This window comes from Streptomyces sp. NPDC059668, assembly GCF_042734135.1.
In the GTDB taxonomy this organism is placed as follows: domain Bacteria; phylum Actinomycetota; class Actinomycetes; order Streptomycetales; family Streptomycetaceae; genus Streptomyces.
The window spans coordinates 72,730-95,381 of record NZ_JBHWEL010000001.1 but is presented as its reverse complement, the minus strand read 5'-3'; the positions used below and the strand labels follow the sequence as shown (position 1 = coordinate 95,381).

17 protein-coding genes are annotated in these 22,652 nt (G+C 71.8%); 10 read left to right on the top strand and 7 right to left on the bottom strand.

The genetic code is table 11. The features are described 5' to 3' along the window. Positions 1-250: 250 nt before the first annotated feature. Positions 251-823 carry a hydrolase gene (locus tag ACFV2J_RS00385; protein ID WP_385090791.1) on the bottom strand — a complete coding sequence of 191 codons (573 nt, stop codon included), beginning with the start codon at positions 821-823 and terminating at the stop codon, positions 251-253. A gap of 392 nt (positions 824-1,215) precedes the next feature. Between ACFV2J_RS00385 and ACFV2J_RS00380 the strand changes: the two genes are divergently transcribed. Further along, positions 1,216-1,656, top strand: coding sequence for an SPW repeat protein (locus tag ACFV2J_RS00380; RefSeq protein WP_385090788.1), 441 nt, complete (start codon positions 1,216-1,218; stop codon positions 1,654-1,656). Positions 1,657-1,800: 144 nt separating this feature from the next. Here ACFV2J_RS00380 and ACFV2J_RS00375 read toward each other — a convergent pair whose 3' ends face one another. Then, positions 1,801-2,487, bottom strand: a complete 687-nt coding sequence (locus ACFV2J_RS00375) for a hypothetical protein (protein WP_385090785.1) — start codon at positions 2,485-2,487, stop codon at positions 1,801-1,803. After that, positions 2,456-3,016 carry an ATP-binding protein gene (locus ACFV2J_RS00370; RefSeq protein ID WP_385090782.1) on the bottom strand — a complete coding sequence of 187 codons (561 nt, stop codon included), beginning with the start codon at positions 3,014-3,016 and terminating at the stop codon, positions 2,456-2,458. Before ACFV2J_RS00370 ends, ACFV2J_RS00375 begins: the two co-directional genes overlap by 32 nt. Before the next feature lie 303 nt (positions 3,017-3,319). Here ACFV2J_RS00370 and ACFV2J_RS00365 point away from each other — a divergent pair, with 303 nt between their 5' ends. The 3 genes from ACFV2J_RS00365 (at position 3,320) to ACFV2J_RS00355 (ending at position 5,414) form a co-directional block, all read left to right on the top strand. Next, positions 3,320-4,195: a helix-turn-helix domain-containing protein gene (locus ACFV2J_RS00365; RefSeq protein ID WP_385436747.1), complete on the top strand. Its 876-nt coding sequence runs from the start codon at positions 3,320-3,322 to the stop codon at positions 4,193-4,195. A 69-nt stretch (positions 4,196-4,264) separates the two neighbouring features. Further along, complete coding sequence (locus ACFV2J_RS00360; RefSeq protein ID WP_385090803.1) at positions 4,265-4,477, top strand: DUF397 domain-containing protein; 213 nt, start codon at positions 4,265-4,267, stop codon at positions 4,475-4,477. A 121-nt stretch (positions 4,478-4,598) separates the two neighbouring features. Further along, on the top strand, positions 4,599-5,414 hold the full coding sequence (locus tag ACFV2J_RS00355) for an SAM-dependent methyltransferase (protein WP_385090776.1): 816 nt from the start codon (positions 4,599-4,601) through the stop codon (positions 5,412-5,414). 491 nt (positions 5,415-5,905) lie between these two features. Here the strand turns inward: ACFV2J_RS00355 and ACFV2J_RS00350 are convergent, their stop codons facing one another. Continuing rightward, positions 5,906-7,690 carry a helix-turn-helix domain-containing protein gene (locus ACFV2J_RS00350; protein WP_385436745.1) on the bottom strand — a complete coding sequence of 595 codons (1,785 nt, stop codon included), beginning with the start codon at positions 7,688-7,690 and terminating at the stop codon, positions 5,906-5,908. A 149-nt stretch (positions 7,691-7,839) separates the two neighbouring features. Between ACFV2J_RS00350 and ACFV2J_RS00345 the strand changes: the two genes are divergently transcribed. From ACFV2J_RS00345 to ACFV2J_RS00335, 3 genes are all read left to right on the top strand, one after another. Further along, positions 7,840-9,633 (top strand): Hsp70 family protein, encoded by a 1,794-nt coding sequence (locus tag ACFV2J_RS00345; protein WP_385093680.1) that lies wholly within the window; start codon positions 7,840-7,842, stop codon positions 9,631-9,633. Positions 9,634-9,662: 29 nt separating this feature from the next. Continuing rightward, positions 9,663-10,661: a hypothetical protein gene (locus ACFV2J_RS00340; RefSeq protein ID WP_385093677.1), complete on the top strand. Its 999-nt coding sequence runs from the start codon at positions 9,663-9,665 to the stop codon at positions 10,659-10,661. A gap of 503 nt (positions 10,662-11,164) precedes the next feature. Next, on the top strand, positions 11,165-12,592 hold the full coding sequence (locus tag ACFV2J_RS00335; protein WP_385093674.1) for an aminoglycoside phosphotransferase family protein: 1,428 nt from the start codon (positions 11,165-11,167) through the stop codon (positions 12,590-12,592). A 558-nt stretch (positions 12,593-13,150) separates the two neighbouring features. Here the strand turns inward: ACFV2J_RS00335 and ACFV2J_RS00330 are convergent. Next, the gene (locus ACFV2J_RS00330; RefSeq protein ID WP_385097076.1) at positions 13,151-14,605 is read right to left on the bottom strand and encodes an APC family permease; all 1,455 of its coding nucleotides are present in this window, start codon (positions 14,603-14,605) and stop codon (positions 13,151-13,153) included. A gap of 201 nt (positions 14,606-14,806) precedes the next feature. On the opposite strand from ACFV2J_RS00330, the gene ACFV2J_RS00325 reads away from it, so the two are divergent. Further along, positions 14,807-15,988 (top strand): ROK family protein, encoded by a 1,182-nt coding sequence (locus tag ACFV2J_RS00325; RefSeq protein WP_385097082.1) that lies wholly within the window; start codon positions 14,807-14,809, stop codon positions 15,986-15,988. 131 nt (positions 15,989-16,119) lie between these two features. Then, positions 16,120-18,849 (top strand): sugar-binding domain-containing protein, encoded by a 2,730-nt coding sequence (locus tag ACFV2J_RS00320; RefSeq protein ID WP_385436741.1) that lies wholly within the window; start codon positions 16,120-16,122, stop codon positions 18,847-18,849. A 61-nt stretch (positions 18,850-18,910) separates the two neighbouring features. Here ACFV2J_RS00320 and ACFV2J_RS00315 read toward each other — a convergent pair whose 3' ends face one another. After that, positions 18,911-20,350: a hydrolase gene (locus ACFV2J_RS00315; protein WP_385436739.1), complete on the bottom strand. Its 1,440-nt coding sequence runs from the start codon at positions 20,348-20,350 to the stop codon at positions 18,911-18,913. Positions 20,351-20,584: 234 nt separating this feature from the next. Here ACFV2J_RS00315 and ACFV2J_RS00310 point away from each other — a divergent pair, with 234 nt between their 5' ends. Next, complete coding sequence (locus ACFV2J_RS00310; RefSeq protein ID WP_168526278.1) at positions 20,585-20,848, top strand: GlsB/YeaQ/YmgE family stress response membrane protein; 264 nt, start codon at positions 20,585-20,587, stop codon at positions 20,846-20,848. Between the two features lie 418 nt (positions 20,849-21,266). Here ACFV2J_RS00310 and ACFV2J_RS00305 read toward each other — a convergent pair whose 3' ends face one another. Then, a complete protein-coding gene (locus tag ACFV2J_RS00305; RefSeq protein WP_385097540.1) occupies positions 21,267-22,040 on the bottom strand; it encodes a GNAT family N-acetyltransferase in 774 nt (257 codons plus the stop codon). Between the last annotated feature and the right edge of the window lie 612 nt (positions 22,041-22,652).

Sequence of the window (22,652 nt, the reverse complement as noted above, 5' to 3'; positions counted from 1 at the left end):
CCCCTGTTCGATTACCGTGAGCCACCACCCTCGGGCGGACTCGCCCACGGGATCCCCCGGCGCGGCACGCGGATCCTCCGGGGCGGCACGCGGATCCTCCAGGGCGGCGGGACGGAACCGGCCCGCGGGGCGAGGAGCCGAGAGCGGCCCGGGTCGGCGAGGCAGGGCCGACCCTGGGTCAGTGGGGCAGGACCGGCCCCGGGTCAGTGACGCGGGACCGACCCCCGACCGGCGAGGCGGGCCCCGTCCGTCATCCGCCGCCGGGCCGCGGCCTCTTGAAGCCGAGCAGCGTGCGGTAGCGCTCACGCGTCGCGAACTCCCGCAGCGTCCAGATCACCGGCCGCCCCACCTCGGCGCAGAGATGAAGAATCCGGTCCTCCCCCACGACGACGCCGACATGGGCGCCCCACGCCCGGCCGTCCGCGTTGAAGAGGGCCAGGTCCAGCGGCCGGGACTCCCGTACCCGCTCGGTCAGTACGGTGTCGTCCCACAGGTCGCTCGAACGCCAGGCGGGCAGACGTGGGCCGAAGTGGCGCAGCACCTCGTAGGCGAAGAACTGGCAGTTGGCGCCGTCGGCGAGGCCCGGTCTCGCGGCGACGGACGGCGAGCCGGGAAAGCGCCGGCCCACGTAGGGGGTGGACCAGATCCGCTCCGGCAGGCGTGCCGTCAACTCACTCTCACTCGGCTCCCGCACCGCGCCTCCGTCCGTGCACCGGGTCAGTTCCAGGGGGTCGTGCGCGCTGAACACGTCGACCATGTCGCCGTGCGGGCGCGCCAGTTCACGCAACCGGGCATGGTTGCCGAGCCGCAGCGGCTTGTCCACCTCGGCGCTCCCCTGGAGGACGTCCGTGCCGGGGTGGCCTCGCGGGTGGTCGGCCTCGGTCTCGTGGTGGATGTGGCGGGCGTCCCCGCAGCGCGGCAGCCGACGGTCACCGTCGACCCCCGTCGGCCACCGCCGTGGCGAGGTGACCGGCGGGTGCGTCCGCCGAACGGAACGAGCAGGCCTCCGCGCCCAGATCCTCCAGCGGGCGAACCGCGTCGAACCCGAACCGGGCCTCACCGCGCGGTCGCGGGCCCGTCGCTCCCGGCCCCTCGCCGCCCCTGGCGAACAAAAGGAACCTCTACACATAAAGAAGAAATAAGCGCACAATAGGCGCAAGCGGCGCTTACCGCACCAGAAGCGGTCAGGCCTGCCGAGATCGAAGGAGTCGACCCATGGCCAACGTCTCGCACCCCAGAAACGACATCACGACCCACCCGGACGTCTCCGAAATGCGGGACCGGTATGCCCGCGTGATGGGTGGCCGCGATGTGGCGCTCGTCGACGGACCCGTGTTCCTGCTCGGTCTGTACTGCGCCGTGTCCCCGTGGATACTCCACTACACGGCGAGCCAGCCCGCCCTGATGGCCCACAACCTCGTCATGGGCATCGCGATCGCCGTGCTGGCACTGGGATTCACCGTCATGCCGGAGAGGATGTACGGCCTGAGCTGGGCCATCTGCGCGATGGGCGTGTGGATGATCATCTCGCCGTGGGTGGTCGGCACCAGCCCGGACACCGGCGTGGTGATCAACAACATCGTCATCGGCGCTTTGGCCGTGGTGCTGGGGGCGCTGTGCGCGTTCGCGGCGACGAGGACGACTTCCCGGGCCTAGACCCGGCCGTCACCCGGACACACCGACCCGTTCCCAGAAGGGGAACGCGCAGGGAAGGAAGCCGATGCCGCAGGCCGGTCCGCCCGCACGGGCCGGCCTCGTCACGCGCCGTCGCCATAACCCACGAACATCGCGGGTTCGGGGTCAGAGCCCCGTGCCGAGCGACCATCTGGGAGCACTTCCCCCGAGACGGCAGGTGAGGAAGTACAGCGGAATCGGCGGCGTGTAGGGCGACTCGCCCTCGGGGCGGTGGATCAGACGCGGGCGGGCGGAACGCAGGCGCCGCAGGACCCGCGTCCACGACGGGTCGGCCAGCCGGGCACCGACCGCGTACCGCGTGGAGGACGGCCAGGTGACACCTATGTGGGATCCGGACGGGACGATCCACCACCACCGCTCGTCGTCGGCGAAGACACAGCCGACACGGGGCAGGCAGTCCATGATCCGCTCACCGTGTTCCCGGGAGGTGCCCACGGCGTCGTAGCCCAGGCTCGGGGACAGCTCGGCGGGTATCACCAGGTGCGGGGGGCGCTCGGGCGAGGGGGCCACGGACGGTTGATTGCGCGGTTCGGGAACGGCCCCGTGCCGGCGCGGGTCGGCGGCCACGGCGCGCACCCGGCCGCCGGAGGCGGCGCCGGACTCGCGCGGGTCGAGGGTGGCCCCGAACTCGCGGGCGGCGCCGTGGCCGTACGGGTCCCGGCCGTACGGATCGTGGCCGTACGGATCGTGGCCGTACGGATCGTGGCCGTACGGATCGTGGGCGGTGCCGTGGTCGTACGAGTCGCGGGCTGAGGTGTGTTCACACAGGTCGGGAATGTGCTGTCGTTCCATCAGACGGAGATCCTTCGGCCGAGTGGGGGATGGGCCGGGCGGTGTTCGTGAGCGGTGCGGGGCTGAGCGGGGCAGGGCCGGCACCCCGCGTCGGCAGGACGGCCCAGACGACGCGGCCGGACCCGTCGGCGGTGTCCCTGACGCCCCAGTCGCTGCTCAGCGCGCCGACCAGCAGGAGCCCGCGACCGCACTGGTCCTCGGGTCCCGGCTGACGCCGGGCCGGGAGGGTCCAGCCACGGTTCTGGTCCTCGACCTCGATATGGAGCGGACCCAGGGCGATGTGGAGTCTGCACACGATCCACTCACTCGCCGTGTGCGTCAGAGCGTTGGTGACGAGTTCGGAGATGAGGAGGACAGCGTTGTCATGGGTCTCACGATCAACACTCCACTCACTCAGCAGGTCGGCCACATGTCTTCGGGCCACACCCACTGACGCGGGGGCCGCGCGCAGGGCGAACACGCCGGCCCGGTGAGGGTATTCGTCCCCCGGCAGTCGGTCCAAAGGCTGGGGGAGGGAGGGCGGGGTCATCGCCGTTCGCCTTTCGTCTGCCTGCACCGCAGGCGGTGCCAGTGCCGCCCCGGAGACCCGGTACCGCCACGAGATGCGTCCATCTCGTCGCGCGAGGTGTCGTGCCACAGCCCCGTCTCCCCCAACTGGGCTGTGTGGCCTCTCTTTTGACCGTGCCAGGGACGATAGGACCACTGTGGCAGCTGCGAACAGCACCTCGCAACCGACAAGTTGAAATTTGCAGAGTGCCACGTGCATGCTTCCCACGTCGACGGATGATCGTGACAGACTGCGACCTCGAAGCCCGCTGTGAGGGGGTAAGGCGTGTCCACGGAATCCGACTGGGGCGGCGCGCCTTCGGTCCTGCGCATGATCCTCGGCAGACAGCTGGAGGAACTGCGTACCCGGGCCGGTCTGACGTACGAGCGGGCCGGCGAGGCGATCGGGGTCAGTCACTCCACCATCCGCCGGATGGAAGCGGCCAAGGTGGCCCGCCTGCGGCCGGCGGACGCCGAGATGCTGTTGCGGACCTACGGTGTGACGGACCAGCAGGAGATCGACACCTTCCTGAAGTCGGTGCGCGAGGCCAACAAGCGTGGCTGGTGGCACACGTACCGCGACGTGCTGCCGGACTGGTTCGCCGCGTATCTGAGCCTGGAGCAGGCCGCGCTCCAGATCCGTGCCTACGAGGCGGAGTTCGTCCACGGACTGCTGCAGACGGAGGCGTACGCGCGCGCCCTGCTAGGCGCGGGCAACCCGCACGCCCCGGCCGAGGCGACCGAGCGGCGGGTCGCGCTGCGCATGCGCCGCCAGGAACTGCTGACCCGGCCGGCGCCCCCGCGCGTCTGGGTCGTGATGGACGAGACCGTACTGCGGTGGCCGGTCGGCGGCCCCGACGTGATGCGCGCCCAGATCGACCACCTGATCGCGGTGAACGCGCTCCCCCACGTCACCCTTCAGATCATGCCGTTCGGGAACGGTCCGCACCCGGCCATGCGCGCCGGTGCCTTCCACCTCTTCCGGTTCAGGGCGCGCGAGCTGCCGGACACCGTGTATTCGAGTGGTCTGGTGGGCGCCGTCTATCTCGACAAGGTGGACGACGTCCTGGTCTACCGCGAGGCGCTGGACCGGCTGGGCGCCCAGTCGGCGCCCGCCACGAAGACCGAGGCCCTTCTCGGCTCGATCCGCAAGGAGCTATGAGTGCACCACCACAGGGGCACGCCCCCGACAGGCAATCATCCATGGGGGGACCCCTGCGTGCGCAACGGCATGCCCTCCCGGGAACTCGGCGCGCAGGGCTGGTCCAAGCCGTGGAGCGACGACGCGGGCGGAGCCTGCGTCGAGGCGAAGAGGCTGCTGGACGGACGGATCGCGCTGCGTCAGTCCACCGATCCGGACGGGCCCGCGCTGGTCTTCACCCCCCATGAGATGACGAGCTTCCTGGCCGGCGTCAAAGCGGGGGCGGCCGACTTCCTTCTCTGACAACCTTGTCCGGTTCCCCCGTTCCCCGACACCCTTGTCCCGTTGCCGTGTCCTGTGTGTCCTGCTCACTCACCGCACGCAACACCCGCTGTGCACCGACGACTTGATGGGAGGGGCGGCGTTGCCCGACAACGGATGGCCGGCCGACCGTATCGACACCGAGAGCGCACACTCCGCGCGCATCTACGACTACATCCTGGGCGGCAAGGACTTCTACCCCGCCGACCAGGAGGCGGGCGACGCCATGGCGCGGGAGTGGCCCGCGCTGCCGATCCACATGAAGGCCAACCGCGACTGGATGAACCGGGCCGTGGCCTATCTCGCCGAGGAGGCGGGGGTACGCCAGTTCCTGGACGTCGGCACGGGCATCCCCACGTCGCCCAACCTCCACGAGATCGCCCAGTCGGTGGCCCCCGACTCCCGGGTCGTCTACGTGGACAACGATCCCATCGTGCTGACGCTGTCGCAGGGGTTGCTGTCGAGCACGCCCGAGGGCAGGACGGCGTACGTCGAGGCCGACATGCTCGATCCGGCGACGATCCTGAGCGCGCCGGAACTGCGCGACACCCTCGACCTCACCCGGCCCGTCGCCCTCACCGTGATAGCCATCGTCCACTTCGTGCTGGACGAGGCCGACGCGGTCGGCATCGTCCGGCGTCTGCTGGACCCGCTTCCCTCGGGCAGCTACCTGGCGATGTCCATCGGCACCGCCGAGTTCGCCCCGCGGGAGGTGGCCCGCGTCGCCCGCGAGTACGCGGCGCGCGACATGCCGATGCGCCTGCGGACCCACGCGGAGGCGGAGGAGTTCTTCGAGGGCCTCGAACTCGTCGGGCCCGGCATCGTCCAGGTCCACAAGTGGCACCCGGACGGCACGGAGACCGAGCCGATCCGCGACGAGGACATCGCGATGTACGGGGCGGTGGCCCGCAAGCCCTAGTGGTGTCGTTCACGAGCGTGATCTCCACACACGCGGCTTGATCACGGCGAAGTCCTCCGGTGCGGTGGCGGTGTCCCGGGCCCCGGGCCGGACCGCACCGGAGGACTTCGTGTCCCACCGTGAACGCCCGGCCGCCCCGTCCAGGCGGGGTGTCCGCCGGTCGTACGGGTCCGCGCCGGCCGCCCGGCCGCGCATGTGGTCGGCCGTGAGGGGTATCCCGGCCGCCCCGGCCAACGAGTGGATCAGCCGTCGGTGATCCGAGCACGGAACGGGCCCCGCCCGGCCGTTCCGGCCGGTCCCGAACCACGCCTCTCCTCATGCGCAAGCGCGCCTGGGTTCTCGAAGCGCAGAGGGAAGTGCGTCCCGCGAGGGTACGCCGCCGCGACCACGGCGAGACCGGGGCGCACACCGCCCGGTGCGGCACCGGCTCAAGGTCGCGCCCGTCGCACCCGTCCGCGGTGCGCCGCCGGCCGGGACCGTGGCAACGGCCCTCACGCGTCGGCCGTGGAGTCCAGCAGGGCCGCGCACTCGGCCGCGAGGGCCGCCATCCCGTAGGCCTCCGCCACGCGCAGCGCCTCCCGCAGGAGCCGGGAGGCGTGGGCGGCGGTTCCGGGGCGGCCCGTCCTGCGCAGCGCGCGGGCGCGGGCCAGGCGCAGACGGGCCAGTTGGGGCTGGGAGGAGCGCACCGGCTCGGCGGCCACCTCGAACTCGGCGAGCGCGGAGTCCGGCTCCCCCGCGGCCAGCGCGAGCAGACCACGGGCCCGAGCGGTCGGGCCGACCAGCACGGTCGGCCAGCCCGCGAGGGCGATCTCCTCTCCGTCGTGGGCGGCCAGGCGGTCGCGCAGTCCCGGTACGACCTCGCGCAGTTCGGTCTCGAACCCGCCCCGCGCGTCGAGTGCGGCGCTCACCTCAGCGAGCAGGACCAGCGTGGGCACCGCCCAGCCCGAGGGCGGGAACCGGGTGAAGTCGGCGGTGTCGTGCGCGAAGCCCACGAGCCGGTCCGCACCTTCGGCGTACTGGCCGGTCTCGCACAGCGCGAGCGCAAGACCGGCCCGCCACACCGGAAAGTAGCCGTGCCGCTCGACGGTGTCGGCCAGACCGGAGGCGAACAGGTCCGCCATCCGCCCCTGTTCGCGCAGCAGCCAGTAGGCCTGCCCGAGCCGGGTCTGCTGAAGGTTGTCGGCGGGGACGGCCAGATCCGCGGATAATCGCTCGACGAACGTCAGCGACTCGCCGAAGATCCAGCCCGCCGCCTGGTCGAACCGGCCGTGCCAGAGGTCGAGCAGGGCGTCCAGGGTCCGCTGCTGCCAGACGGCGAGGACGCTGCGGGTGTCGGCGGCGTGCTTGCGGTACTGGTTCGCCGTGGCCAGCGCGCTGTAGACCTTGCCGACACGCAGCTGATCGATGGCGAGCGCCATCAGCGCCTCACCGCGGAAGTACGCGGAGTCGTGCCCGGCCGCCGCGTCCCGCAGCCGTTCGGAGAGCGACAGGGACTCGGCGGTGGGGACGAAGTCGTACAGGCCCCACCGGCATTCGGTGAGCACCTCACAGCGCACCTCGTCGTCCTTGCCCTCCACCGCCAGCCGGCGCAGCGTGCCACGCGCCAGCCGCGCTCCCTGCTCAGGACCCGCCCGGCCCGCGGCGGTGTCCTCACTGACGGCCATGGACAGCTTCTTCGCGAGGTGCGCGTTGAGCCGCAGCCGCAGTCCGGCCGCCTCCACTCCCCCGTCCTGCCCCAGCGCGGCCAGGCTCTCCCTGATCCGTTGCAGCAGTTCGTGGTCGACCTGTCCGGGATCCGACCAGCGGCGGGCCATCCTGATCACGGCCTCCGCCTGGGCCGACGGATCGCCGTCGGCACTCGCGTACGCCGCCCGGTAGAGACGCTCGGCCTCCCGCATGTCCCCGGTGGCATGGCTGAGGTCACCGCGCCTGAGCAGCCGGTCGAACTCGTCCCGCCGTCGCGCCAGGACGGAACTCCCCTGTCCCGGAGGGGCTTTCACCAGCTTTCCGGTCCGCTCCCGCGGACCGGCGCCGATCGTCTTCGAGATGCGCTCGAAGGAGGGATCGGGAACCAGGGCGAGCAGTGCGCCCTTGGCGTCCAGCCGCTCGTCGCAGAGCTGCGCGAGTTCGCGTGTCACGCGTCGCTGGCCCGTCTCGATCCGGCTCAGGAAACTGCGGCTGCAGTGCACCTCTTCGGCCAGTTCGCCCAACGACTTCCCGGCCGCCGTCCGACGCCGGCGCAGCTCCGCGCCGAACGCGTTCTCTTCGATCGTCATCCCTCCAACGGCTCGCGCCCTGGCACCTGTTGCCAGAAAGCGTTGGCAACAGCCGACCGCTCCGCGTTGGCGCGGAAACCCACCAGTCTGTGTGTCAGCGAGCTTACAGGGAGCAAGCGCGCGGACACCGGCAGACAGGAGCCTCGGGCATGGGTGGGGAAGGTCCCAAAGTGGTGGCGGCGGTCGACTTCGGCACCCATGGCACCGGCTTCGCCTGGGCGGTGAGGACTCCGCGGAACGACGATCCGCGCACCAGGAGGGTCCAGTTCTTCACGCGGTTCCCCGGCCGCCAGCTGGACTACCCGAAGAACCTCACCGCGATCCTGCTGTCCGCCGGGGGCGAGACGGTCGCCTGGGGCCACCGCGCCCACGGTCTGTGGGCCGACGCCCTCGCCAAGGGAGAGGCCGACGGACTCGGGTACGCCTACGCCTTCAAGACTGCGTGGCAGAGCGGCGGCACGATGTCGGACATGCCGACGGTGGGCGGTTTCGTCGACCTCGGCGACCGGGGCCGGGTGCGGGAACTGACCACCGCCTACCTCAAGGAGATCCGCGAGCTGGCGATGGCGGAGATCAGGGGGATGAAGTACACGGAGCGAGAGGTCCGTTGGTGCATCACGGTCCCCGCGATCTGGGACGACGAGGGCAAGGCGGTGATGCGGCGGGCGGCGGTCGATGCGGGGTTCCCCGACGACCCGGAGCGCCTGCTGCTGGCCATCGAGCCCGAGGCCGCCGCGCTGTACTGCTACTTGCGGATGACGGACGCGGACACGGCGCGGTCCGGACCTGCCCGGCTGCCCCTGCATCTCGACGGGTTCCGGTTCGTGGTGATCGACTGCGGCGGCGGCACCGTCGACATCACGGCCTACGAGTCGGACAGCGGGGCCGGGCCGTCGATCGCGCTGCGCGAGATCGGCCTCGCCACCGGTGGACACCTCGGTTCCGAGTACGTCAACCAGGCGTTCCGGGACACGACGCTCGGCGAACGGTTCGGGCCGGCGGTCCTGAAGCGCATCGAACGCGACCACCCTGGCGAGCTGTTGCGGATGTCCCGGCAGTGGGAGCACGCCAAGCGCACGGTGGAGGTCGAGCAGGACGCCTCCTCGGTCGCGCACGTGCTGGATCCGGTGCGCATCGAGGTTCCGGGCGTCGTGTGGAACCTCCTCGAAGGGCCGGTGCGGGCGCGGCTGACCAGGGACGCCGGCGGGCTGCCCCGGCAGATCGTCCTCCCGCCCGACGAGGTGGAGGGACTGCTCGACGAGACGGTGGACGGCATCCTGGACAAGGTCGCGGAGCAGCTGGCCACCATCGCGCGGACCGGCGGCCCTGGTTCCGAGCCCGAGACCCTGCTCCTGGTGGGCGGCTTCGCCCGGTCCGAGTGGCTGCGCGAACGGATGCGCGCCCGCTTCGGCGGGCGGCACCGCATCCTGGTGCCACCCGATCCGGCCCTCGCGGTCCTGGAGGGCGCCGTCCACTTCGCCTACCGGCCCGACGTGTTCGTCTCCCGGCAGGCCAAGTACACGTACGGGTTCGAGACGGCCAAGCCCTTCGAGGAGGGCGTGGACTCCACGATGCGCATGTACCGCGACGACGAGGGCGACGTGCTGTGCGTCGGCCGCTTCGGTATCGCCGTGCGCCGCATGGACGGCGTGCGGGTGAAGGACGCCTATCCCTTCCGGATCGTGCCGGTCCGTGAGGACCAGCACCATCTGGACGTGGACCTGTACCGCACGGCCGAGCCCGACCCCCGGTACGTCGACGAGGACGGGTGCGAGGAGATCGGCCGGCTGACCGTCGACCTGAGCAGCACCGTCGGCAGGCCGCTGCGCGAGCGCGCCGTGATGCTGCTCTTCTACTTCGGCGCCAGTGAACTCCGGGTCGAGGTGTTCGACCCGGCCACCGAGGAGACCAGCCGGGTCTCCGTCGACTTCGACCGGATGTAGCCATGGCCGGACACCCCGAGGGAGGAACCGTGTTCTTCAACCGCCACAAGGCCGAACCCGCGCAGGCCGGCCGGGGCGGGTCCGGCGAACGTCCCGCCGTGGGCGGCCCGCGCCCCGTGGAGGAGGAGACGGCCTTCCTGATCCCGCAGTCCGAATGGAAGCAGCTGACGGTCAGGCTGGACGGCATGGAGGCGCTGGAGGCCCGGGTCCGGAAGCTGGAGGCGGACGCGGAGGCCGAACGGACCGCCGTCCGTGCGCGGACACGGGCCGAGATGGGCGAGTGGGCCGACCGGGTGGAGCGTCGGATGAGGGGCTTCGACACCCGGCTTCGGGACACGCTGGCCGGGTTCGGTCCGCTCGGCGACCGGCTCACGGAGCTGACCGTGCGTCACGAGGACGTGGACGAGCGGGCTCTGGTTCTGGAGAACACCGTCGCCGACACCCGCCGTCTGCTCGCCGAGTTGAGCGAGGTGCTCGACCTGGTGCGTGTCGCCCAGGTGGAGGAGCGCACCGACCTCACCCGGGAGGACTTCCTCGTCCACTACGAACTCGCGAACCGGCTCAAGGCGTTGTACACGCAGCGGATGCCGGATCTGATCCAGCCCCGGCTGGCGGCGGAGCGGCCCCGTGATGTCGTGCGCCGTCAGGCCGAGTTGATCCGCCGTTTGTGCCTGGCGCTCTTCGGGCCGGAGGAGCACGACGGGGTGGGGGATCCCGACCTCGACGAGCTGACCCGCATCGTCACCGACACCGGGCGGGTGGGGCTCGACCAGCAGCACCAGAGGCTGCTGGAGCGGGTGGGCGCGGAGGCGGCGAACCTGTCCCGGGCCATGAACGGGAGCGGCTATGCCAGCCGTTTCGACTTCTCGGTCGAGCCCGGCACCGTGGCGGACCCTCGGGAGCACGCGCTCTGGCTCTCCTGCGAGGCGGGCCGCCCCGTCACCTTCGTGGTGTGCCCGGGATACCGGGCGGCGGACCGGCGGCTCCTTGAACCGTTCGTCTTCACCGAGTCCGGTGGGGAGGGCTGAGGGCCGTGCGAGAGCTTCCACGGTCGTGGAGACGTCGGCTCCGGGCCGACGAGGTGCGATCCGGCAGCCGCTCCCCCGCGGCGACCGGCGCGCCGGTGACGTCCTGTGCGACCGGGTTCCGGACCCGGCACAGGGAGGTTTCGGTCCGGGGCGCGCGGGGGGCGCTCCGGCCCGGAAGTCCGTACGCGCGCGGGTGGGCCGGCTCGTCGGCGAAGCGCCGGCCCACGGCCGGGACCCGCCCGCGCGGCGACGGGTGACGAACGGTCTCCGGATGCGCGGCCGTGGACGGGATCCACGGCGGTCCGCGCCGGAGACCGGAAGAGACCACCGGGCCCGGGGGGACGGGGGAAGGAGGGGGAGCGGAGTGCCCGATGCGGTCCGACGGGGGAAGGTCGGACCCGCGGTGACGGGCCGCGGCCATCGGCTCCGCTCCCCCTCCGGCGTACGCGGATCCGGCCCGATATTCGCTCGCCGTGGCCCTCCGCCGCGCCCACACTGTCGGCGTGACGAGAACGGTGAGTGCGTGGGTCAGTGCGGGTGACGAGGTGCTCGGGGGCGTGGGGCCGTTCCCGGTGGACATCCCCTGGTGGTCCGAGACGGCACCGGTCGTCGACCGGCTGGAGAGACTGCTCGGCGTCCCCGTGCTGGTGCTGCGTCTGCTGGACGTCGACGGGGGTGACGGCGGCCGGGACGGTCATGTGACCTACCACGTCGAGGCGTTGGGGCGTCCGGCGCGCGGCGTCCTGGACCGACGGGCGGTCGCACCACGCCTGTTGGACGGCGACGAGGTGTTCCGGTCACCCTGGGCGCGGGCGGACGGTCTGCGCGCACTGCTCGGCTGGGCCGAGGAGACACTGGCCGCGACGGGGCGGCCGGTGACCGGTCCGGTGGAGCAGCGCCGCACGTGGAACCTGGCGGGCCTCTTCCGGCTGCCCACCGCGCGCGGCCCGGTCTGGCTCAAGGCGACCCCGCGCTTCGCCGCCGACGAGGCGGCCGTCATCACCGCGTTCGCGCGGGTCGACACCGGTCTGGTCCCGGTGCTTCTCGCTTCCGGCGAGCGGCGCATCCTGATGGAGCACGTCCCCGGCGTGGACTGCTGGCAGCCCTCCGCCGCGACGGTCGGCGCGGCCATGGAGCGCTTCGTGGCCGCGCAGGCGGCGCTCGCGGAGCAGGGTCCCGTCTGTCTCGGGGAAGCCCCGCCGCCGTCGGACCGCGCGGAGGGTCCGGTCGTGCCGGGTTCCGGGGAGGGGCCGGCACCCTCTGGTTCCGGGGTCGGACTTTCACCCTCCGGTGCCGGGGACGGGCTGTCACCCTCCGCTGCCGGGGACGGGCTGTCACCCTCCGCTGCCGGGGACGGGCGGTGGTCCGCGTCCGGTGTCCCGGACCGGCGTGCACCGGGGCTCGTCAGCGCGGTCCACGCCCTGCTGGACGGACCGGCCTCCGGGGAGCTGTCCCGACAGGAACTGCTCGCGGCACGGGAGTTGACGCGGCGCTGGGAGCGGCTCGCCGAGTGCGGTCTGCCCGACACACTGGTGCACGGTGACTTCCACCCGGGGAACTGGCGCAGCGACGGAGGGCCGCCGGTCGTCGTGGACTTCGCCGACGCGCACTGGGGTCATCCCGTCCTGGACGGTCTGCGTGCCCATCACTTCCTCCCCGAGCCCCTCCGCGCGACGGCCGCCCGCGCCTGGACCGACGCCTGGAAGGCCCGGTTGCCCGCGAGTGACCCGGCGCGCGCCCTCGCCCTGGCCGAACCGCTCGGACAGCTCACGTACGCCGTCCGCTACCAGGAGTTCCTGGACGGCATCGAGCCGTCGGAGCGGATCTACCACGAGGGGGATCCGGCGGACGCGATCCGCGCGGCGCTGCGGTGCGCACGGAACCCGAGCCCGTACCTGGCGTCCGCGGGGACCGGCACCGGGACCGGGTGACCGCGGGCGGGGCACGTGGTCGGGCGGCGGGGCGCGTGGTACGGGATACGGGGAGTCGCGCGAGGGCGCGGTGGGCGGGCGGGCAAGGTCCCGCGGGGCCCCGGTGCCGAACGGCGACGCGACCGGCGTCCGACTGCCGGTCCCGGGGTCGTCGTACGGCGCGACCGGACCCGGCACGTTCCGCTGCGCCGTCGCCGCACATGACGTCCAACTCGCCCATGGGATCGGGTCCGTCCACCGGCGACGGGAGCCGGCCGCCGGGGCGGTACGGCTCATGGCGGACGACGCCTTCCACCCCACACACCGCGCCCGCCGTGCGGTGTCGCGCGTCGAGGACGGCGACGCGGGGGGCGAGGGATCGCCGGTACCACCGGGTCGTCGTCCGCACGGACGACGTCCCGGTGGCACCGGACCTCGAAGAGGCGGGAGGCCGTCCTGCGGACCTGGTGCCACCTCGGTGGCGGAGAGCGGCCGACCGGACGGTGGTGCCCGGCCGGCCGCGGTCCCGTCGTCCGGCCGGTGGACGGTGACGGGACGGCGGCCGGAGCGGGTGCTCGCTCAGGTGACGGCCGGCTCCACGTCCGGTGCCGGCCCGGTCAGATACTCCTCCGAGATCTCCTTCGGCCCGAAGGGCCACACCTTCTCCAGCCGTGCCCAGACCACGAAGGCGACGCAGCCGAGCGCGAGCCAGGCGAGGGACCATTCGATGGGATGGCGGCCCGGGGAGTTCTTGTCCGCGTAGCCGTAGATGGTGAGCCAGCCGACCAGCGCGATGAGACTCGGGATCGGGTAGAGCCACATCTTGTACGGGCGCCGCAGCGCCGGTTGGCGTCGGCGCAGCACCGAGAGGGCGACGATCTGGGCCAGTGCCTGGACGATCACCATGACCGTGGTGAGGAGCAGGATCAGGGTCGCCAGGTCGGTGTGCCGGCCGATGAGGAAGCCGATCGCGGTGATGACGCCCATGGTCGCCAGGCCCAGCATCGGGAAGCGGTGCCGTGGGTGCAGTTTCGCGTAGGGGCGGAAGAAGACGCGTTCGCGGGCGGCGTCGTACGGGACGCGCGAGCCGCCCAGCAGACCGGTGAAGACTGAGGCGAACGCGGTGATGAGGATGAGGACGGTGACCGTGTCGGCGGCGCCCTTGCCCCAGGTCTCCTCCAGGACGGCCGAGGCCACCGAGGTGGAGGCGATGTCGCCGGGGTCGGTCATCCGGTGCCAGTCGACGACGCCGAGCGTGCCGATCTGGAGCAGGAGGTAGATCGCCATGATGCCGAGGATGGAGAAGATGATGGAACGGGGCAGGGTACGGCCCGGGTCCTTGATCTCGGCGCCCATGTACGCGGTGGTGTTGTAACCCAGGTAGTCGTAGATGCCGATGGTCAGACCGGCGGCGAACCCGACCCAGAAGTGACTGCTGGTCAGCTCGAAGGCGTGCGCCGGGTAGGTGAAGGCCAGGTGGGCGCTGAAGTCGGTGGCCGCGGCGACGATGACCAGGAGCACCGAAGTGATCATGACGGCCCACATGACGGCCGTGATCCGCGCGATGTGCTCGACGCCGCGCCACAGGAGCAGGACGACGAGGAGGATGACGCCGAGGCCGACCAGGTCCCCGGTGGTCTTCCCCATGTCGGGGGCCAGATATCCCAGGTACTGGACGAAGCCGACCACGCCGGTGGACATGATCAGCGGGATGAAGAGCATGGCCGTCCAGACGAACAGGAACGGCATCAGTCGTCCGGAGCGGTACTGGAAAGCCTGGCGGAGATACACGTAACTGCCGCCGGAACCGGGCATGGCGGCGCCGAGTTCGGCCCAGATGAGGCCGTCCGCGAGGGCCAGCACCGCACCCGCGACGAAGCCCATGATCGCCTGGGGGCCGCCGAACGCGGCGACCATCAGCGGGATCGTCACGAACGGACCGATCCCGCACATCTGGCTCATGTTGATGGCGGTGGCCTGGAACAGGCCGACGCGGCGGACGAAACCGCCGGTGGGTGGCGGGCTGCCGGACATGGGGCCTCCTGTGATCGGGACGAACGGGAGTGGGACGACGTACGGGAACGGCCCGGATGGCGGCCGACGGATCAGGGGCGGCGGGTGACCGGCCGGCGCTGGGCTCTCCTCGGCTCGCCCGGCGAGGCTGACTGGGCGATAAAGTTAAGGAGCCTTACTAGATGCGTCAAGGGGGTGTCATGAATGCGTGAGAATGGAGCGATGTCCGCCCGCGACGCCACCGAGCAGCCCGAACAGCCCTGGAACCGCCGACGGCTGCGCAGCACCAACGAGCGACTGCTGCTCGACCGGTTGCGCGCAGGCGGTCCCGCGTCGCGAGCCCAACTCGCCCGCGAGACAGGGCTGTCGAAGCCGACGGTCTCCAGCGCGCTCGCCGCGCTGGAGGAGGCCGGGCTGGTCCACGAGGTCGGCACGCACGCCCCGGAACGCGGCCGGGTGGCGGTCCTCTACGCCCCGGACCCCGCGGCCGGCCACGCGCTCGGTATCGACATCGGCCGCGGCTGGCTGCGGGTGGCGCTCGCGGATCTGGACGGCGCCGTTGTCGCGCGGGCCGACGTGCGCAACCGGGCACGCAGTTCGGGGGCGATGGCCGACCTCGTGGTCGCCACCGCCCGCCAGGTCGTCGCCAACTCCGGCCTCGGCACGGACGAGGTGGCCCACGCGGTGGTGGGCACACCGGGCGTGTACGACGAGAAACAGCGCCGGGTGCGGTACGCGATGCACCTTCCGGGCTGGGGCCGGGCGGGGCTGTTCGACCGGATGCGCGAGATGCTGGGCATCCCCCTGGAGGTGCACAACGACGCCAATCTCGCGGCGCTCGGCGAGTACACGTACGGCGTCGGCGCGGGCAGCCGGCTCTTCGCCTACATCATGATCGGCACCGGACTCGGCATGGGCGTGGTCAGCGAGGGGCGGCTGTTCACCGGGGCGCACGGCGGCGCCGGGGAGATCGGGTTCCTGCCCTGGCCCGGGCAGCAGAAGCCGGAGACGCTGGAGGACGCGGTGTCGGGCGTGGCCGTGGTCGAGGCGGCCCGGCACTTCGGCATGACCGGACAGCTCACCGCGAAGGCCGTCTTCGACGCGGCGCGCGAGAGTCATCCGGCGGCCGTGCGCGCCGTCCACCTGGAGGGCGAGCGGATCGCGCACACGGTGGCGGCAGCGGCGGCGGTGCTCGATCCCGATCTGGTCGTGCTGGGCGGCGGGGTGGGCCACAGCATCGACCTGCTGCTGCGGCCCGTGCGCGAGACCCTGCGCACGCTCACACCGCTGCGGCCGAAGATCGTGCCCAGCCGGCTGGGCGAGGACGCGGTGCTGCTCGGCGCGGTGGCCACGGCGCTGGGGACGGCCCGGGACGTGGTCTTCGACCGGCGGTCGGCCTCCTGATCACCGGGTCCGCGGCGCCCGGCTGATTGACACCACCGACTCGGCGACCTAGCTTGTGGGCCCAGTTAGTAAAGTTTCCTAACTTGCAGTGCCGTAGCGCGGATGATCCCCCACCCCCAAAGGAGACCACCGTGTTCGACCGCTCTGCCCCCGGTCGGCGCCTGGCCACGGCCGCCGTCGTCCTCGCCCTCCTGGGCACCCTCTCGACGAGCGCGTGGGCAGGGGCCCACGACACCCGAGCGGCCACCGCCACGGCCGCCCGTGCCACCCCGGTGCCGTCCGCGGCGGGCACCACCACCGCCCTCGCCGGTTACGCGATCCAGTCGACGGCCAAGGTCACGGACTCCGCGGCCGACGTCTCCAGCCCCGGCTATCCGGCCACCGGCTGGTATCCGGCCGGCTCGCGGTCCACGGTCCTCGCGGCGCTGCTCGCGGACGGCGTGTACGCGGACCCGTTCTACTCGACCGACCAACAGCGCATCCCGAAGGCCGACTTCACCGTGCCCTGGTGGTACCGCGCGGACTTCACGGTCGGCGACACCACCGAGCGCAGTCATCTGGACTTCAGCGGAGTGATCTCGGCCGCCGACGTGTACGTCAACGGCGAACGCGTCGCGGACGCGACGAAGGTGGCGGGGGCCTACACCCACCACGAACTCGACATCACCTCGCTGGTACGGGCGGGCACGAACACGGTCGCGTTCCGCATCCGGCCCAACCGGCCGGACCAGAACCTCACCATGGGCTGGATCGACTGGATCCAGCCGCCGCCCGACGAGAACATGGGCATCGTGCGTGACGTCCTCGTCCGTCGCGGGGGCCGGGTCGCGCTCCGCGACGCGCACGTCGTGAGCAGGCTCGCCGTCCCCTCGCTCGCCTCCGCCGACCTGACCGTGAAGGCGCGGGTGCGCAACGACTCGTCCACCGCCGTCACCACGACGGTCTCCGGCACCGTCGGCTCGACGGCGGCCTTCAGGAGAACCCTCTCGCTCCGCGCGCACGAGACGAGGACCGTGACGTTCACCGCCGCGGACTCCCCCGGGCTGCACCTGGACGCTCCGAAGGTGTGGTGGCCCGCGGGCATGGGCGGGCAGCCGCTGTACCGCCTCGGTCTGAGCGCCACCGTCGCCGGCACCGTCTCCGACACCGCGCACGAGGACTTCGGCGTCCGCGACGTGAAGGCCCCGCTCGACGCCGACGGCGCCCGGCAGTACAGCATCAACGGCCGCAAGCTGCTGATCAGGGGCGGCGGCTGGTCCCCCGACGAGTTCCTGCGCTGGGACCGGACGTACGTGGAGGACCGGCTGAAGTACGCGCTCGACCTGGGCCTCAACACCATCCGCCTGGAAGGGCACCTCGAACCGGACGAGTTCTTCGCCCTCGCCGACCGGTACGGCGTCCTCACGCTGCCCGGCTGGGAGTGCTGCGACAAGTGGGAGGGGAACGTCAACGGCGACGAGCCGGGCGACCCCTGGACCGCCGCGGACTACCCGATCGCCAAGGCGTCGATGGCCGCGGAGGCCGCCCGGCTGCGCGATCACCCGAGCGTCGTCTCCTTCCTCATCGGCAGCGACTTCGCACCGGACGCGACGATCGAGAAGACCTACCTCGACGCCCTCCGGGCCGCCGACTGGCCGACCCCCGTGGTCGCGGCCGCCTCCGACAACTCCGCTCCCGTCAGCGGCCGTTCGGGCATGAAGATGACGGGCCCCTACGACTGGGTCCCGCCGGGCTACTGGTACGCCAAGCGCGAGGGCGGTGCCACCGGCTTCAACTCCGAGACCAGCGCGGGCCCCGACATCCCCACCCTCGACACCCTGCGCCGCATGATGTCCCCCGCCGAACTCGACACCCTCTGGAAGGACCCGGACGCCCGGCAGTACCACCGCTCACCGTCGGCGACCTTCGGCACCCTCAAGATCTACGACGCCGCCCTGGCCGGTCGCTACGGCCCGCCGACGGGCCTCGCGGACTACGTGCGCAAGGCCCAGCTCGCCCAGTACGAGACCGTGCGCGCCCAGTTCGAGGCCTACGGACGCAACGCCACCGACCCCTCGAAGCCCTCGACCGGACTCATCTACTGGATGTTCAACAGCGGATGGACCTCGCTGCACTGGCAGTTGACGGACCGGTACCTCGACCAGGGCGGGGCGTACTTCGGCGCGAAGAAGGCGAACGAGCCGCTGCACGTCCAGTACTCCTACGACAACCGCTCGGTCGTCGTCGTGAACCGCCGGCACACGGCCGCCGCCGGACTCACCGCCCGGGTCACGCTCTTCGACACCGACGGCACCCGGAAGTACGACCGGACGGCGAGCGGAGTGGAGGTGGCCGGTGACGGCGCGCGCAGCACCGCGCTCACCGTGCCCGCCTCGGTCGGCGGTCTGTCGACGACGTACCTCGCGCGACTGGTCCTCACCGACTCCCGGGGCAGGACCGTGAGCCGCAACGTGTACTGGCTCTCCACCCGGGCCGACACCCTCGACTGGGCCCACACGGACTGGTACCACACACCGACGACGGCCTACGCGGACCTCAGGGGACTCGGGTCCATGGCACGGGTGCCGGTCTCGGCGACGGCTTCGACCACGACCGGACCCGGCGGAACCTCCACGACCACCGTCACGGTACGCGGCCCCCGGGCAGGGAGGACGCCGTCGCTGCTCACCGACGCGCATCTGGTGGACGCGAAGGGGCGGCCCGTGCTGCCGGTCCGGTGGTCCGACAACCAGGTCAGCCTGTGGCCCGGCGAGTCGGCGACCCTGACCGCCACCTACCGGACCGCGGACCTGCGCGGCTCGGCGCCGAGGATCCGGATCTCGGGGTGGAACACGCCGGAGACGACCGTCCCGGCGGCCTGACGAAGGGTGGAAGGGGCGGGCCCGTTCCCGGGCACGCCCCTTCCACCCGTGCGGCTCGCCGTCAGCTCACGTTGAGCGCCGTGTCGTCGAGGACGAACGACGTCTGAAGCGTGGAGCCTTCGGTACCGGTGAACTTGACCGTGACCGTCTGCCCCGCGTAGGCGGACAGGTTGAAACTGCGCAGCGTGTAGCCGGACGCGGCGTTGAGGTTCGAGTACGTGGCGAGCGTCGACAGGACCGTGCCACCGCTGTTCAGGACCTGGGCCTTGAGGGTGTCGTACGCGGTGGTGGTGGTCGTCTCGGCCGTGTCCACGTGGAGAGCGAAGTTCAGGGTGGCGGCGCAGCCGGACGGAACGGTGACCGTCTGGGCGAGCGTGTCGGTGTGGGCCGATCCGTAGCCGTCCATCCAGGCCTTGTACGAGCCGGTGCGGGCGGCCTCGCCGCTGCTGTTGGTGATCACACCACTGCTGGCGGTCCAAGAGCCGCTGCCGGACTCGAAGCCGGGGTTGGCGAGCAGTTGGGCGGCGGTGCAGGTGCCTCCCCCACCGCCTCCGCCGCTGCCACTGCCGGAGCCGGCGAGCCACGCGGTGGCGTTCAGGGCGAGTGCGGCGTTCGTGGCACCGGTGTCGTTCCAGCCGTCGTACAGCGTGTTGCCCGACGAACCGGTTCCGTCGTCGATCGGCGAACTGTCGCCCCAGAAGGCGACCTTGCCGCTGCCGAAGGTGCTGGTGGCGAAGAACGCGCCGGTGTTGCCGGAGTAACCGCTGCGGTAGACGAGTCCCTTGACGGCGGAGTTGTCGGACGGCTTGAGGGTGGCCGTGGTGCCGTCGGCGATCAGGCTCTTGGTGACGTTGCCGAACGAACCGTGCAGGACGGGGTCGGTGCTGTCACTGATGGCCGCCGGGTATCCGGAGGCGACGTCGAGCGTGTCGATCGAGAAGCCGAACGGGTCCGTGGAGTCGACGCTGTTGTTGGTCATCAGGTCGTTGAAGATCTCGACCGCGTCGTAGCCGTCGTTGTTGCGGTCGGCGCCGGTGTGGTCGGAGACCATGAAGAGGCCGCCGCCGTTCTTCACGAACGTCATGATCGCCGTCTTCTCGGCGGTGGTGAAGAGCGTGTTGGGTTCCGGGAGCACCAACTCGTCGAACTTCGACAGGTCGGTCGCGGCCGAACCGCCGTAGGCGAGACTGGAGCCCGAGGGCAATGTCTTGAGGCTGTAGGCGCCGGTCTTCTGCAGGGCCACGCCCCAGGAGGACAGGGCCCCGGTCCAGTCGGTCTCGGACGACGGCGAGGAATCCTGGCCCAACGGGTCGGGCTGGCTGGTGGAGATGACCCAGTCGGCGTTGCCCGCGGTCTCGGCGTGGCCGTTGTCGAACAGGACGCGGTGCGGGGTCGCCGCGGCGGCGGGCCCGGAGGCCTGGACGGCCGCGCCCGCGGCGACCAGTCCGAACACGGCCAGTGCCGAGGCCAGTCTGTGGGGGGACGTTCTGAATCCAAGCATCCGGCGAACCTCCATGGGGTGGGGAGAGGCGGTGCGGGGCGCCCAAGTCTCCGCGCGTAGAACGGAGATCGACCGTCTTCCGCGCGACAGATTATTGAACGGTACATGGCAATCACCTCCACTGCACAGAAGCCCGTAGGGCCGGATCGGGGACGGCCGAGAAGTGGGACGGACTGTCTGCGCCCGCAGCGGGAACACCCCTAACTGCAGGGGTTCGGACTCGAAGGGGCGGACATGGAGATCTCAGGCATCATCAGTGCCATCGTCATCGGCATCATCATCGGCGTACTGGGCCGGCTGGTCGTCCCGGGGCGCCAGCACATCGGCATCCTGTGGACGATCGTCGTCGGCATCGTCGCCGCGTTCATCGGCGCGGGGATCGCCTCCGCGTTCGGCGTGGCCGACACCAAGGGTCCGGACTGGATCGAGTGGTTCATACAGATCGCCGTCGCGGCGGTGGGCGTCGCGGCGCTCGACCGGGTGAAGGTGCGCCGCTGACGCGCGGGGCGGGTGGGCGTCGGCGCACTGCCCCGATCCGGTAGGCCCGCGCAATCTCCGTGCGGGGTCCGGAGCGTGACACAGGGGTTCCGCGGGCCTCACCCCCGCCCGCGGAACCCACGCGGAGACCGTGCCGCGCCGGTCACACCGTCGACCGGCCCCGGGTCCGACCGTCGCCTCACGGACGCGGCCGTCCCGGCGGCACGGGCCGGATGAGCCGCGCGCGGCTCATCCGAAATACGAACGCCGGTCCCTCGGCCGTCCTTGCCGGTACCGGTCGAAAGCCCGCGGGCCGAAGTGAACGGCCGGGCACGGACGACCGAGCGGCCCGGCGCCGCGACGGCCCGTCCCGGCACCGGCGAGCCGGACATGGCACGAGGAGACGGCGGGACTCCGGCCCGCCGCACGGCCGGTGGCCCTACTCGTGGACGTACGGCGTCGTCGTGGTCAGCGGCTGGAAGCCCAGGCGGGCGAGGACCGGGCGGCTCTGGCTGGAGGCGTCGACCTGGACGTACCGGTAGCCGCGTTCGGCTGCCACCCGCGCACGGTGGGCGACGAGGGCACGATAGATGCCCCGGCCGCGCCAGGACTCGACCGTGCCACCGCCCCACAGACCGGCGAAGCGGGCTCCGGGCACCATCTCCATGCGGGCCGCGCTGACCGGCTCGTCGCCGGCGAGAGCGACGACCGCCACCACGTTGTCCTCGTCACCGGTGAGCTGGGCCAGCAGTTGGTGGCGCATCCGGGTGCTGTCGGTACCGAAGGCCTGTTCGTGGACGTCCGCGACGAGGTCCACGCCCGCACGGTCGGTGACGGGCAGAAGCCGTACGCCCTCGGGCGGTTGGGCGTCGAGCGCCAGATCGCCCAGCTCGGCGATCATCAGCGTCTCCTCGGGCTGCGCGACGAACCCCGCGTCCCGCAGACGCTGTCCGAGGTTCTCCGGCTTGTCGTGACCGTACAGCTTCCACTCGAACTCCCGGCCGAGCTTGGCGAAGTACCGCACCTGGTCGGCGATGGCCGCGTCGGCCCCCGGGCCGTCCAGATCCGACCAGATCACCCCGTTCCAGCCGTGCTCCGCCCCGACCTGGCGCACCACCTTGTCGACGCGCTCGACCCGGGCCCCCGGGCCGTCGGGTCGCGCGTCCTCCCGCATGTCCCGGTCGAAAAGGGCCAGTACCGCAACGTGATCCATGGGCTCACTCCAGCATCCTGCGGCGCATACGGCAATGGCATTCCCGCGCGGACGTCGGCAGCGCGCCCCCGTGCCAGGAAGTCACCGCAGGTCAAGGGCACCGCGGTGAGGGCCGGTTGGGGGGCCGGCGCCGATCGGATCCAGTGGTGCGCAAGCAGGGGTCGACCACCCTGATCCGCACGGTGCCCGGTGCCGGTCCCGAAGACCGCCGTGCCGCGGGTGCCCGGGACGGCGCGCACGGGCGGGGCGTCGATGCCGGGTGCGACACCGGACGCCTCGAAGGCCAGGGTGTCCGAGTCCTCCGCCGGAGCGGGACCCGAGTCCTTCGCGCGAGCCGCGAGGAGCGACGGCCGAGGGCGGACGAGACGGCCCGGCGGGTGTCCGCCGACCTCGCGGGCGCGACCGTGGGTGACGTAGGACCGGCGCGGGCCCGGGGGTCCCGATCACGCTCAGGATCACGCAGGGTACCTTCACCCTGACACGGTCCGGGGCCGGGCCGCCCGGGCCCGGGGGGGTATCAAACAAAGCGCTGGTTATTGGGGATGGGGGGCTAGGGCAATGTGGGGGCGGGGGGGTTAGGGTTGTAGGGCGGAAAAACAAACAGGTGGTAGA